Consider the following 12,767-nt stretch of genomic DNA (forward strand, 5'->3'; position numbering starts at 1 on the left):
GCAGGGGTCCGGGCGTGCCACTCACGTGGACCGCTCGACGGCCCAGTGCGGCAACAACTCGAAGAAGTCGACCGCCTCGGCGCGCCACCGGGACCGCCAACCGGCGGCCACCAGGGCGGCTTCCTCCGCGTGCCGGCGCATGTCCACCCGCATGCGCTCGGCCACACCGTGCCGCTCGGCGATCCCGCGGACCGTGGCGACGGCGTCCGCGGTGCACGAGGGATCGCCGAGAGCCGACTCCACCACCGCGCGCTCCGGTCCGCCGACGGCGGCCAGCAGCGCGGTCACGGCGTAACTGCGCTTCCCGTCACGGAAGTCCGTGCCGGTCGACTTGCCCATGACGTGCTCGTCCCCGAACAGGTCCAGCCAGTCGTCCCGCATCTGCCCGCAGATCCCCACCAGCCGCGCGTAGCTCCGCAACTCCCCGTCATAAAAGCCCGGTTGCTCACCCGCCGCCAGCAGCCCCAATTGCAGCGGCGCCAGCAGCGAGTAGCGCGCGGACTTGTAGTCCGCCACCTCGTGGATGACGTCGATGTCCGGAGGTACGGCGGTGAAGTCCCTTTCCAGGTCGATGACTTGGCCCATGACCGTCTCCGCCGTGACGCGGGTCTGCACCTCGATCATGGCCTGCCGCACCGGAAGGCTCGCCCTCGCGTCGAGGAGCACCCGCAGGGACAGGGCCAGCGCTAGATCTCCCGCGAGGACGGTGAGACCGAGGGCCGTCCGGGGGTGGTCGGGGAACCTCTCGCGGTAGGCGTAGTAGGTGGTCGGGCCGCCTCGCCGGGTGTCGCTGTCGTCGATGAGGTCGTCGTGGATCAGGCCGTGGGTCTGCAGGAGTTCGAGGCTCAGGGCCGCGGCGTCGAGGCCCTGCGCGGGTTCGTCCGTCACCAGCCGCGCCGCCTCGTGGAGCACCACCACCCGCATCCGCTTGCCGCCGCGCAGCGACAACTCCCGCAGCAGGCGAAGGCATTCGGGGGTGAAGGTGCCGAACGACGGTGTGTCGAGGACACCGTCCAGGGTGTCGAAGTACTCCTCGAAGAGCTTGTCGAAGCTCCGCGTGTGGCCGATGAGGCGAGTCATCAACGGGTCACTGACACCGTCGGCGTCGGGCATGCCGGAACTCCTGTTACGAGGAAGGCCACGAAGGAAGGTCACAAGGATGACGGCGTCCGCGCCGTCACCACCCGTACAGGGTTCCATGCCGTCCCGGCCCGTCCCGCCGTCTCGCGCCCCGACGTCTCCCGCGCCGGGCCGGCAGCCCTGTGGCTGGAGTCGAGGTGTGTATTCCTGGACTGACGCTGTCGACATCCCCACGGTCGGTGCGTGGGACGAGATCTTCACCGACCTGCACGGCTCGAGCCGGATCAGCGTGCCGGATCGCACGGCCCCGCAGCCACGCGGGCTTCTCCACCGCGTTCCGGGAGGAGTTCGGCATGGCACCCCGCGAGGCCAGGCGGGGTGCGGAGCGTCCGCGAAACTGGCATGCTCGGCCCGTTGTCGCCTCACCGGAACAATGACGATAACATTGTTAACATGCCCAAGGGTTCCCAGGATTCAGACTCCCCCGCCGCACCGACCGGCCCCCCGCCGCCCGCGACCCGCGCCCAGGCGTTGGTGACCGCGGCCCTGGAGATCGTCGACGCCGGCGGGCTGGAAGCACTCACCATGAGACGGCTCGCGGATGCGAGCAAGCTGCAACTGCCCGCCATCTACCGGGTCTTCAGCAACAAGCAGACGCTCCTGGACGAGATGGCGGAAGCGATTCTCGCCGAGGCGCTGGTGGACAGCCGCGCGGGCGACTGGGAGGCCGAAGTCACCCTGCTCGCGCGGCAGTTGAGGCGGGCCCTGCTGGCCCAGCGGGAGGGGGCCAGGATCGTCGGCGGCAGCTACGCGGCACAGCGGCACAGCCTGGCGTTCGCGGATCGCCTCGTCGGCGTCATGCAGCAGGCGGGGTTCACCGGGGTGGCGGCACTCTGGGCGACCTCCACGGTCGTCTGCTACGTCCTGGGCGAGGCCCTGGAGGAACAGGGCCGGACCGAAGGCGCCGTCGAGAAGCTCGACTTCGCCGGCGCACGCCAGACCTACCCCCAGCTGTACGCCACCCCCGTCGAGGAGTTCGTCAACTTCGACGGCCGCTTCGAGTTCGGACTAGGGCTGATCCTCGGCGGTTTGCGCGAGCGCTTGCGGGGCGCTGGCGCGGCGGGGCGGGGTCAGTAGACGACGGTGCGGATGTGCCGCCGAGCGGGTCGGAATCAGCAGACGGCCAGTCCGCCGCACCCCGAGGGCGGATAAGTCGACGACCGGCCTGAAGCCCCGCCGCCTGTCACCGACCCGGCCCAGCCCGACTCGGACCGGCCCAGCCCGACTCGGACCGGCCCCGACCGACTCGGTCCACCCCGCCCAGGAGTCCACTTCCCCCGCCAACCGGGAAGCCAGCTCCCCCGCCAACCACGAGCGCCGTGGCCCACGAGCCGACCCTCGGGCCGGTCCCCTCCGCCCGGTCCACGCGCCGGTCTCGGGCCACGGCACTCACCTCGGTCAGTAGCGACCGCCCACCACGTGGGCCGAGAGGCCGTCCAGCGTGGCGATCTCGTCGGCCGTGAGCTCGATGTCCGCGGCGGCCACGTTCTGCTCCAGCCACTTCACGCGCTTGGTGCCCGGGATCGGGACGACCGGGACGCCGAAGTGCTCGCTGCGCGACGACACCCAGGCCAGGGCCAGCTGCGCCGCGGTGACGCCCTTCTGCTCGGCCAGCGAGCGGACGCCGTCCGCGACGACCTCGTTCTCGCTGGTCTGGAAGCGCGGCAGCCGCCTGCGGGCGTCGCCCGCGGGCAGCGCCGACACGTCCACCGTGCCGGTCAGGAAGCCGCGGCCGAGCGGCGAGTACGCCACCAGGCCCACGCCCAGCTCGCGCAGCCCTTCCCCCACCGTCTCCTCGATGTCACGGGACCAGATCGAGTACTCGCTCTGCACGGCCGTGATCGGGTGCACGGCATACGCCCGCCGCAGCTGCTCGGTGCTGACCTCGGAGAGACCGATGTGCCGGATCTTCCCCTCCTTGACCAGCTCCGCCATGGCGCCGACCGACTCCTCGATCTCGGTGTTCGGCGAGACCCGGTGCAGGTAGAAGAGGTCGATGTGGTCGACACCGAGGCGCATCAGGGAGGCGTCGCACGCGCGCTTGATGTAGCCGGGCTCGCCTCGGTAGACCCAGGTGTCGCTGCCCGTGCGGTCGATGCCGGTCTTGGTCGCCAGCTGGACCTCGTCGCGGCGGCCGGCGATGGCCCGGCCCACGAGCACCTCGTTGTGCCCGAAGGCGTAGGCATCGGCCGTGTCGATGAGGGTGACGCCCAGGTCGAGGGCGCGGTGGACGGTGGCGATCGCGTCGTCCCAGCTGGTCGGGCCGTACCCCTCGCTCATCCCCATGCAGCCGAGACCCTGGGAGGAGGTGGTGAGGTCGCCGAGTGAAATCGTGTTCACGGGAAGTCTCCGTTCGGTTGTATCGTGAGGGAGATACCGGAGGACCCTCCGGTAGTAACAACGTTAACGGAGGAACCTCCGGTAAGCAAGCAGGGTCGTCATTCGCCGTCCGCCGGGCGGCGCCACCGATCCCGGGGAGCACACATGCAGGAACGTCAGGGGCCGCCGCAGCCGGTACGCGCCCACGCCGTACGCAACCGCGAGAAGCTGCTGGCCGCGGCCATCGAGGAGTTCAACCACGCGGGCAAGGACGCCTCGCTGGGCAGCATCGCCAAGGCCGCCGGGGTGGGCATCGCCACGCTCTACCGGCACTTCCCCAACCGGGAGTCACTCGTCCTCGCCACCTACGACTACGAGGTGGAGCAGCTCTGCTCGGCCGCGGACCGACTCCTCGAAACCCTGCCGCCGGACCGGGCGTTGCAGGAGTGGATGCGACACCTGGCGAGCCTGCTGGTCACCAAGCAGCACATGTCCGAGGCCCTGCGGACCATCGGCGTCGGCGAGACCTGGGCGTCCGAGTCCTACGCCCGGATCTCCGACACCATCGGCACCCTCCTCGCCGCGGGCGTCGCCGCCGGAACGATCCGCTCCGACCTGAAGACGGCCGACGTGGTGCTGGCGATGAGCGGGCTGCTCCGACTGGACGCGGCCGGCGACTGGAGGGCCCAAGGAGACCGGCTGATCGGGCTACTGATGGACGGTCTGCGGGTCGGCGCGAAATCGTCCTGAGTCCCGAGTCCTGAGTCGCCGACTCACCCCTCAAGCCCCCGACCTGGCGATTCTCGACTCCCTGACCTGCCCTCTTTGCCGATCTTTTAGATCTTTACCCTTTCTTTGAACATCGCGATCGTCCCACCCGTACCTCCTGGCACCCGTCGGTCTCATCCGGGAGGCAGTCTTGCCGCGCATCAACGGCACAGCCATTTTCATCACGTCCCTCGTCGCCACCCTCGGCGCGGTCGCGTTTCCCATGTGGCAGTACGCCGACCGCATGGGCACGGGCCAGGCCAACGTGGCGGCGAGCACCGTGAACACCCAGTGGGGGCCACTGACCGCGGCCGACCGCGACCTGATCGTGCGGGTGCGGCTGGCCGGGCTGTGGGAGCTGCCGGCCGGGCAGCAGGCGATCGAGCGGGCGCCCAGCCAGGCGATCAAGGACGCGGGTGACCATCTCATCGTCGGCCACACCGACCTGGACAAACGGGTACGGATCGTGGCGGCCCAGCTCGGCGTGGCGCTGCCGAACGTGCCCAACGAGCAGCAGCAGGGGTGGCTGCAGGAGATGAGCGCGGCGCAGGGCGCGGAGTACGAGTACAAGTTCGTGAACCTGCTGAGGTCCGCGCACGGCAAGATCTTCCCGGCCATCGGCGCCGTACGGAACACCACCCGCAACACCCTCGTCCGCCAGCTCGCCTCGGACGCCAACCAGACCGTCCTCGACCACATCACGATCCTGGAGAAGACCGGCAAAGTCGACTTCGACGCCATCGCCAACGAGGCGGTGGCCGGCACCACCGCCAGCCCGACCGGCCCGCCCGCGCCCGTCCCCGGCCAGGTGGCGCCTTCGGCCCCGGCCGCCGAGGCCAGCGGGGAGATCGACACGACGTCCCGCCCGTCGCCGGGCGCACCCGGCACCGTCAACACCGGCCGCCCGGACCCGGTGGACACGGCGGGCGTTCTCCAGTGAGTCCGTGGACCCCGGCCGCGTCCGAACCGGCCGCGTCCGAACCTCAAATGTTGCTCTGAAGGTGGGCGGGCGGCGGTTCGGCCCCGCCGGCGGGGGCCATACCCCCTCCACGTCGACGGGGACGGCACGGACACGCGGAGGAAGCCGAGGAGGGGACGGGCGATGGAGCGAGTGACGAGGCTGGGGACGGGCATCGGGTGGCGGCCGGAGATCGCGGACGCCGTGGAGCGGATGCCGGGGATCGACTGGGTCGAGGCGGTGGCCGAGAACGTGTGCCCCGGGCACCTCCCCGAGTCGCTGCGGCGGCTGCGCGAGCGTGGGGTGACCGTGATTCCGCACGGCGTCTCGCTCGGCCTCGGGGGCGCCGACCGGCCCGGCGCCGACCGTCTGGCCGCGCTGGCCGAGCGGGTCGAGGCACTGGGATCGCCGCTGGTCACCGAGCACATCGCGTTCGTCCGGGCGGGCGGCCCACTGACCGCGACCCCGGTGCTGGAGGCCGGGCACCTGCTGCCCGTCCCGCGCACCCGGGACGCCCTCGACGTGCTGTGCGAGAACATCCGCATCGCCCAGGACGCACTGCCGGTACCGCTCGCCGTCGAGAACATCGCCGCACTGATCGCCTGGCCCGGCGAGGAGATGACCGAGGGGCAGTTCCTGTACGAGCTGGCCGACCGGACGGGCGTACGGCTCCTCATCGACGTGGCCAACCTGCACACCAACCACGTCAACCGGGCCGAGGACCCGGCCAAGGCGCTCGCCGAACTTCCCCTGGAGGCCATCGCCTACGTCCATGTCGCGGGCGGCTTCGAGCGGGACGGCGTCTGGCACGACAGCCACGCCCACCCCGTCCCGCGCCCGGTTCTCGACATCCTGACCGACCTCGCGTCCCGGGTGTCGCCGCCGGGAATCCTGCTGGAACGGGACGAGAACTTCCCCGAACCGGCTGAGCTGGAGCGGGAGTTGGCGTCGATCAAAGGGGCGCTGGACCGAGGGTTCCGGGAGGCCGTGGCACGCGAGATCCGGGGAGCGGCGGCGAGCGCACGCGGCGGCGAGGGGGCTGTCGAGACGGTCCCCGGCAGCCCGGAGGCCGGCGGGTCCGCGCGCGTCCGGCCGGAGGCCGGCGGGGCCCCGCGCGTCCGGCCGGAGGCCGTCGGGGCCCCGCGCGTCCGGCCGGAGGCCGTCGGCACGGAGCGCGGGAGCCGAGAAAGGCCCGCCGCGCAAGCGTCGGCCGTCGCCATGGCCGGCCCTGCCCCGGCAGGACACGTCCCGGCCGACCCCGCCGAAACGGCAGCGCACGTCCCGACCGACCCCGCCGACCTCACCCCGGCGAACCCCACCACCCAGGTCACCCCCGCCCGCCAGCGCCTCGCCCTGGCCCAGGCCGCCCTGCTCTCCGCGCTCGTCGCCGGTACGCCCGTGCCCGAGGGCTTCGACCGGGTCCGGCTGGGCGTGCAGGCGCGGGCGCTGGACGGGAAGCGGGCCGATGTGGTGGCGAAGGTCGCACCGGAGCTGCCGGAGATCCTCGGCGGGGACTATCGCGGCCACTTCCTCGCGTACGCCCACGGGCACCCGATGACCGGCGGCTACCGGCGGGACGCCCTGGACTTCGCCGAGCATCTGCTGGTGGGCGACCTGGTCGAAGAGGCGGGGGCGCGGCAGGAACTGCGGGAGTGGTGGCTGGAGCGGTCGGGTCCGGTGCCGCACTCGCGGCGGCCGGGGGTGCGGCTGGCCAGGGCGACACGGCGGGTGCTGCTGCGGCGCTGAGCCGGAGGCCGCGGGCGAGGGGGCCGTGCGGCATCGCGGTGCAGACCGGGCGGTAACATTGCACCTTCCGCACACATCCGCACCCTGAGCACACACCCGTGCGGTGCCGTACCGGGAGGCGCCATGCGACCGCGACCCCCTGTCAGAGGACGGGGCATCTTCACTGGCACCGGGCTCATCATCGTGGGCCTGACCGCGACGCTGCTGGCGTTGGTCTTTCCGATCTGGTCGTACGCCGACCGGTCGGGGGTCGGCACGGACGCGAACGTCCTCAACGCCCAGACGGTGTCGACCAGTTACGGTCCGCTGTCCGCGCTCGACCGCGAGTTCATCACCAAGGTGCGGCTGGCCGGCCTGTGGGAGCTGCCCGCCGGGCAGGAGGCGGAGCAGAAGGGCACAACCCAGGCCGTACGGACGGCGGGGCAGCACCTCGTCGAGGGGCACACCTTCCTGGACCAGCGGGTGCGGGACGTGGCCGCGAAGCTCGGTCTCGCGCTGCCGAACGAGCCCAACGACCAGCAGAAGCAGTGGCTCGCGACGCTCGCCGCGGCCCAAGGCGTCGACTACGACAGCAAGTTCGCCAACATCCTGCGGGTGGCGCACGGCAAGGTGTTCTCGGTCGTCGCCCAGGTCCGCGCCAGCACCCAGAACTCGCTGGTGCGCACGCTCGCCGACGACGCGAACACGACCGTCCTCGACCACATCGAGGTGCTGGAGGCCACGGGGTACGTCGACTGGGACGCCCTGGCCCGGGACATGGCCGCCACGCCTCCTCCCTCGCTCGCCGGCACGCCGGCGGCGACCCTCGACCCGGCACCGGCGGCCCCGACCTTCCGGCCGCAGCCGTCGTCCTCGTACACGCTCCCACCGCCCGCCTCCAGCCCGCCGCCCGCGCAGCCGTAGCCGTATCCACAGGCTGTTTCGCGCCAATCGGAACGTCACATACCGACAACACTCCGTCCGGATTGTGAACAGGGCATGGCGCTTCCCCGGGCCCCTGGCATAGAAACGCGGCATGTTCTGGGTCCTGCTCCTGCTGCTGGCCTGGGCCGTCGCCGGCTCGGCCTGTACCCGGCTGTGTCTCGCCGCCGTACGTGTGGCGGCCGTGGACACGGATGCCGACACGGACGTCCGGGGGCGCGGTCTGACGCTCTACGAGGCGGCCTTCCTGTCCGGCGGCCCGGGGCGGGTCGCCGATCTGACCATGGTCTCGATGGCCCGGCAGCAGCGGCTGCTGCTGGCCCGCACCGGCTGGGCGACGGTCGTCGACCCGCGCGGGCGCGACGAGATGGAGCGCTCGGTGATAGGGGCGATCGGGCCCGAGGGGCAGAGCCGGATCGCTCCGGTGCGCGCCGCGACGGCCTCGGCGGACGCCGTGGGCAGCCTCGGCGACCGGCTGGTCAGCGCGGGCCTCGCGGTGCCCGCCGACGGCCGGGGCGGGATCGCGGCGGGCATCCGCCAGGTGCAGTTCGCGGCGCTCGTCGTGTTCGGCCTCGGAGCGGCGGCGCTCCTGCTGCCCGCTCCGCCGGACATGCCGCGCGGCCTGGTCGCCCTCTGGTTCGCACTGCCGCTGGCGCTGACCCTGAGCTGCCTGGCGATCGCCCGCGTCGAGGTCCACCCGTACTCCCGCTGGGCCTCCCCGGCCGGCCAGCGCCTCCTGGGCGCCCTGACCCGGCGCTCCGCCGGCGGCGACGACCGTACGTACCTCACCTCCGTCGCCGTCCGAGGGGTCCGCGCGATCGGCGAACCGGACCTGCGCGAGGCATTCGAGCACCGGGACCAGCCGTGGCGCGAACCACACGCCGGGGGCGCATAGGGGGCATTGAGCCCGACACCGGCGGGCGGTGCTTGCCTTCGCCCTAAGTCGTACGAAACATCCCTTCTGTCGCCGCCGTGCACCGAAGGGATACGCCATGAGAGCAGCCGCCTTCTACTCGGCCGCCGGATCCTTGCTCCTGACCACCCTCGCCACCGCCCCCGCCACCGGTCTGCCCGGTGCACCGGGCGCGGCCGAACTGCGGGGCACCGCCGTGGCCGCCGCGCGCGCCGCTGCCGCCGGCGTGGACTTCGGGAAGTGCTCACAGGCGCAGGACATGCCCGGCAGCATGCAGTGCGGCACGGTCTCCGTCCCGCTCGACTACGCGCACCCCGGCGGCAAGCAGATCCGACTGACCGTCAGCCGGGTCCGCGCCACCCACAAGGACCCGCGCAACAGCAAGCGCCGGGTGCCGCGCCAGGGCGCCCTGGTCTACAACCCGGGCGGGCCCGGCGGCGACGGGTTCTACTTCCCGCTCATCGGCCTGCTGCCGGAGTGGAAGCGCATCGGCTCCGCGTACGACCTGGTCGGCTACTCCCCGCGCGGTGTCGGCCGCTCCGCCCCCGTCTCCTGCCAGGACCCCAAGCACTTCGGCAAGGCGCCCTCGCAGTCACCGACGCACCCCTCGGAGTCGTACAAGCGGGAACGCATCGCGCAGGCGAAGGCCTACGCGCGCGGCTGCGCCCAGCGGACCGGCAGCTCGCTGCGCTACTACACCTCTCTCAACAACGCCCGTGACCTGGACGTCCTGCGGGCGGCGCTCGGCGAGGACAGGCTGACGTTCATGGGGGCGTCCTACGGCACCTACTTCGGGGCGCTGTACGCGACGCTGTTCCCCTCGCACGTGCGGCGGATGGTCTTCGACTCGGCGGTGAACCCGGACCCGGAGCAGATCTGGTACCGCAACAACCTCGACCAGTCGGCCGCGTTCGAGGGCCGCTGGACGGACTTCCGGGAGTGGATGGCCGAGCACGACGAGGTGTACGGGCTCGGGGCCACGGCCGAGGCGGTGCAGGGCAGTTACGACAAGGCGGCGGCCCAGCTCGCGGCGGAGCCGGCCGGCGGCAAGGTGGGGCCGGCCCAGTTGCAGGGCGCGTTCCTGACGGCCGGGTACTACGACGACTACTGGCCGCACCGCGCGCAGGCGCTGTCGGCGTATCTGAAGGGCGACCCGAAGCCGCTGATCCAGCAGGCGGGACCGCATCCGGAGGCGGCGGCCGAGGCGGAGAACTCCAACGCGGTGTACACGGCCGTCGAGTGCAACGACGCGTCCTGGCCGACGGACTTCAAGGTCTGGGACCGCGACAACACGCGCCTCGCGCGCGTGGCGCCGTTCGAGACCTGGGACAACGTGTGGATGAACCTGCCCTGCGCGTATTGGCCCGCGCCGCGTCAGCAGGTGGTCGATGTGAGGACCGCGCCGGGTGAGTTGCCGTCGACGTTGATCCTGGCGGCCGAGAGGGACGCGGCGACTCCTTATGACGGTGCGCTGGAGCTGCACCGGCGGCTGTCCGGGTCGGTGCTGGTGACCGAGCGGGACGCGGGCACGCACGGCATCGCGGGCGGCCCGAACCGCTGCGTCAACGGCTACCTGGACGCCTACCTGTTGGAAGGCCGCCTCCCGGTGCGGCGCGCGGCCTGCGCCCCGCACAAGGAGCCCCAGCCGATCGCGGCGGACGACCGCACCAAGGACGAACCCCAGGCGAAGTCGGCCGCCCGCCCCACCCGTTGATCAGGCAAGGCCCGCGATGAGCTCGCCGATCTCCTTGCGGCGGCCCGTGTAGAACGGGACCTCCTCGCGGACGTGCAGGCGGGCCTCGGAGGCACGCAGGTGGCGCATGAGGTCGACGATGCGGTACAGCTCGTCGGCCTCGAAGGCCAGGATCCACTCGTAGTCACCGAGCGAGAACGAGGCGACCGTGTTGGCGCGCACGTCCGGGTAGCCGCGGGCCATCTTGCCGTGGTCGGCGAGCATGCGGCGACGGTCCTCGTCGGGCAGCAGGTACCAGTCGTAGGAGCGCACGAACGGGTACACGCTGATGTAGTTGCGCGGGGTCTCGTCGGCCAGGAACGCCGGGATGTGCGAGCGGTTGAACTCGGCGGGGCGGTGCAGCGCCATGTTCGACCAGACCGGCTCGAGGGCGCGGCCCAGCCTGGTGCGGCGGAAGAGGTTGTACGCCTCCTGCAGCTGGTCGGCGGTCTCGGCGTGCCACCAGATCATGAGGTCGGCGTCGGCACGCAGGCCCGACACGTCGTAGGTGCCGCGGACCGTCACGTCCTTGGCGGCGAGCTGGTCGAACAGCTCCTGGACCTCGTCGGCGTAACCGGCGCGGTCGTCGGGGAGCACGTCCTTCAGCTTGAAGACCGACCACAGCGTGTAGCGGATGACCTCGTTGAGGTCCTTGGCCAGCTTGCCCTTGTTCGGGACACGGCCGGGCTCGGTGGTGGGGGCGTCGTCACTCATGCGGCTATTCTCCCGCTCCGCCGTGCAGGCTCTGCACCGGGTTGGCGGTGAGCTCCCGGCCCGCTGCCAGGTCGCCGCCGAGCTGGTCCACGGCCGCGTACGCGCTCGCGATGCAGGCCGGGATGCCGACGCCGTCGTACTGCGCGCCGCAGACCGCGAGTCCTGGGAGCTTGGCGACGTGCTCGCGGACGCGGGCCACGCGCGCGTGATGGCCGACCGGGTACTGGGGCAGACCGTCGGTCCAGCGGGTGACGCGGGTCTCCAGGGGCGTGGCGGTGAGGCCGACGGCCTCGCTCAGGTCGTGCCGCGAGACGTCGACGAGACCGGCGTCGTCCCGCTCCAGGACCGCCGTCTCGCCGTACCGCCCGACGGACGTGCGCAGCACGACCACGTCGGGGTTCTCGTCGGCGATCCAGCCCCACTTCTGCGAGGCGAACGTCGACGCCTTGATGGTCCGCCCGTCGACCGGCGGCACCAGGAAGCCGCTGCCTTCGGGGAGAGCGGTATCGGTGCGGCGGTAGGCGAGGGTGACCAGGGCCATGGACGCGTACTCGACGGCGGCGAGTTCGGCCGCGGCGGCGGGCGCTTCGGCCCTCAGCAGGCCGGCGGCGGCCGGCGCGGGTACGGCGACGACCACACCGTCGGCTTCGAGCACCCGCTCTCCGGCGACGACCCGCCAGCCCGACGCCCCGTTACGGCGCAGCTCCCGCACCGGCGTCCCGGTCAGGATCTCGCCGCCGCGCGCGCGAACCGACTCCGCTACGGCGAGCGGCAGTTGGCCCACTCCGCCCTCGATGCCCATGAAGACCGGCCCCGTCTGCCGGGCCGCGGCGGCCCGGGCCTGGATCTCGCGGACCGCCTCCGTGAGCGAGTCGTGCGTCAACGCGGCCTGGTAGAGCTGCGGGACCGCCGAGCGCATCGAGATGCGGTACGCGTCGCCCGCGTACACCCCGCCGAGCAGGGGCTCCACGAGGCGGTCGACGACCTCGCGGCCCAGCCGCTCCGCCACGTACTCCCCCACCGCCACGTCGTCGCCGACCTCCGTGCGCGGCAGGTCCGCGTCCCGCTCGATGCGCGCGAGGCCCTCGTCGGACAGCACTCCGGAGAGGGCGGCTGCGGTGCCGGGTACGCCCATGACGTGGCCCTTGGGCATGGGGCGCAGGGCGCCGCGGGTCCAGATCGAGGCGGTCGCGGTGGCCGGCGCCTTGAGCCGGTCCCCCAGTCCGGCCTCGCGCGCGAGGGCGACGGCCTCCGGTCTGCGGGCCAGCATGGACTCCGCGCCGAAGTCGACGCGGGCGCCCGCGATCTCGCCCGGCAGCAGCTTGCCGCCGACCCTGTCCGACGCCTCCAGCACGGTCACCGTCGCGCCGCGCTCCAGCAGCCGGTGGGCCGCGGCGAGACCCGCGATGCCGGCTCCGATGACGACGACGTGCCCCGCACTCCTACCCGTTGCGCTCATGCCCTCCACTCTCGCAGACCCCACTGACACTCCCGCCGGGCCCCGGTGTCCGCCGCGAGTCCCGACCGTGACCTCATCGGAACCGATCCACCCCAAC

The 12,767-nt window shown here is 72.3% G+C and carries 11 protein-coding genes; 7 read left to right on the forward strand and 4 right to left on the reverse strand.

Features of this window, described 5'->3' with window-relative positions:
• Nucleotides 1-21 precede the first annotated feature (21 nt).
• Nucleotides 22-1,113, reverse strand: coding sequence for a polyprenyl synthetase family protein (locus ACIQI8_RS08520; protein ID WP_402346207.1), 1,092 nt, complete (start codon nt 1,111-1,113; stop codon nt 22-24).
• Nucleotides 1,114-1,533: 420 nt separating this feature from the next.
• Between ACIQI8_RS08520 and ACIQI8_RS08525 the strand changes: the two genes are divergently transcribed.
• Nucleotides 1,534-2,217: a TetR/AcrR family transcriptional regulator C-terminal domain-containing protein gene (locus ACIQI8_RS08525; protein ID WP_402346209.1), complete on the forward strand. Its 684-nt coding sequence runs from the start codon at nt 1,534-1,536 to the stop codon at nt 2,215-2,217.
• 321 nt (nt 2,218-2,538) lie between these two features.
• Here the strand turns inward: ACIQI8_RS08525 and ACIQI8_RS08530 are convergent, their stop codons facing one another.
• Nucleotides 2,539-3,426, reverse strand: coding sequence for an aldo/keto reductase (locus ACIQI8_RS08530; protein WP_402346764.1), 888 nt, complete (start codon nt 3,424-3,426; stop codon nt 2,539-2,541).
• Between the two features lie 198 nt (nt 3,427-3,624).
• On the opposite strand from ACIQI8_RS08530, the gene ACIQI8_RS08535 reads away from it, so the two are divergent.
• From ACIQI8_RS08535 to ACIQI8_RS08560, 6 genes are all read left to right on the forward strand, one after another.
• Nucleotides 3,625-4,209: a TetR/AcrR family transcriptional regulator gene (locus tag ACIQI8_RS08535; RefSeq protein ID WP_402346211.1), complete on the forward strand. Its 585-nt coding sequence runs from the start codon at nt 3,625-3,627 to the stop codon at nt 4,207-4,209.
• 169 nt (nt 4,210-4,378) lie between these two features.
• Nucleotides 4,379-5,167, forward strand: a complete 789-nt coding sequence (locus tag ACIQI8_RS08540; protein ID WP_402346213.1) for a DUF4142 domain-containing protein — start codon at nt 4,379-4,381, stop codon at nt 5,165-5,167.
• Nucleotides 5,168-5,329: 162 nt separating this feature from the next.
• The gene (locus ACIQI8_RS08545; protein ID WP_402346215.1) at nt 5,330-6,931 is read left to right on the forward strand and encodes a DUF692 family multinuclear iron-containing protein; all 1,602 of its coding nucleotides are present in this window, start codon (nt 5,330-5,332) and stop codon (nt 6,929-6,931) included.
• A 123-nt stretch (nt 6,932-7,054) separates the two neighbouring features.
• Complete coding sequence (locus ACIQI8_RS08550) at nt 7,055-7,834, forward strand: DUF4142 domain-containing protein (RefSeq protein ID WP_402346217.1); 780 nt, start codon at nt 7,055-7,057, stop codon at nt 7,832-7,834.
• Nucleotides 7,835-7,946: 112 nt separating this feature from the next.
• Nucleotides 7,947-8,747, forward strand: coding sequence for a TIGR04222 domain-containing membrane protein (locus tag ACIQI8_RS08555; protein ID WP_402346219.1), 801 nt, complete (start codon nt 7,947-7,949; stop codon nt 8,745-8,747).
• Nucleotides 8,748-8,844: 97 nt separating this feature from the next.
• The gene (locus ACIQI8_RS08560) at nt 8,845-10,479 is read left to right on the forward strand and encodes an alpha/beta hydrolase (RefSeq protein ID WP_402346222.1); all 1,635 of its coding nucleotides are present in this window, start codon (nt 8,845-8,847) and stop codon (nt 10,477-10,479) included.
• Here the strand turns inward: ACIQI8_RS08560 and hemQ are convergent, their stop codons facing one another.
• Nucleotides 10,480-11,211 (reverse strand): hydrogen peroxide-dependent heme synthase, encoded by a 732-nt coding sequence (gene hemQ, locus ACIQI8_RS08565; RefSeq protein WP_402346224.1) that lies wholly within the window; start codon nt 11,209-11,211, stop codon nt 10,480-10,482.
• 4 nt (nt 11,212-11,215) lie between these two features.
• Nucleotides 11,216-12,670, reverse strand: coding sequence for a protoporphyrinogen oxidase (gene hemG / locus ACIQI8_RS08570; protein WP_402346226.1), 1,455 nt, complete (start codon nt 12,668-12,670; stop codon nt 11,216-11,218).
• Nucleotides 12,671-12,767: the final 97 nt, after the last annotated feature.

It is taken from the genome of Streptomyces sp. NPDC092369 (genome assembly GCF_044755245.1).
Lineage (GTDB): Bacteria > Actinomycetota > Actinomycetes > Streptomycetales > Streptomycetaceae > Streptomyces.

Excerpts from the sequence above, each read along its gene's own strand:
- ACIQI8_RS08550 (WP_402346217.1), top strand. The coding sequence starts at position 7,055 with ATGCGACCGCGACCCCCTGTCAGAGGACGGGGCATCTTCACTGGCACC.
- ACIQI8_RS08545 (WP_402346215.1), top strand. The coding sequence starts at position 5,330 with ATGGAGCGAGTGACGAGGCTGGGGACGGGCATCGGGTGGCGGCCGGAG.
- hemQ (WP_402346224.1), bottom strand. The coding sequence starts at position 11,211 with ATGAGTGACGACGCCCCCACCACCGAGCCCGGCCGTGTCCCGAACAAG.
- ACIQI8_RS08555 (WP_402346219.1), top strand. The coding sequence starts at position 7,947 with ATGTTCTGGGTCCTGCTCCTGCTGCTGGCCTGGGCCGTCGCCGGCTCG.
- ACIQI8_RS08560 (WP_402346222.1), top strand. The coding sequence starts at position 8,845 with ATGAGAGCAGCCGCCTTCTACTCGGCCGCCGGATCCTTGCTCCTGACC.
- ACIQI8_RS08530 (WP_402346764.1), bottom strand. The coding sequence starts at position 3,426 with ATGGGGATGAGCGAGGGGTACGGCCCGACCAGCTGGGACGACGCGATC.
- ACIQI8_RS08535 (WP_402346211.1), top strand. The coding sequence starts at position 3,625 with ATGCAGGAACGTCAGGGGCCGCCGCAGCCGGTACGCGCCCACGCCGTA.
- hemG (WP_402346226.1), bottom strand. The coding sequence starts at position 12,670 with ATGAGCGCAACGGGTAGGAGTGCGGGGCACGTCGTCGTCATCGGAGCC.
- ACIQI8_RS08525 (WP_402346209.1), top strand. The coding sequence starts at position 1,534 with ATGCCCAAGGGTTCCCAGGATTCAGACTCCCCCGCCGCACCGACCGGC.
- ACIQI8_RS08520 (WP_402346207.1), bottom strand. The coding sequence starts at position 1,113 with ATGCCCGACGCCGACGGTGTCAGTGACCCGTTGATGACTCGCCTCATC.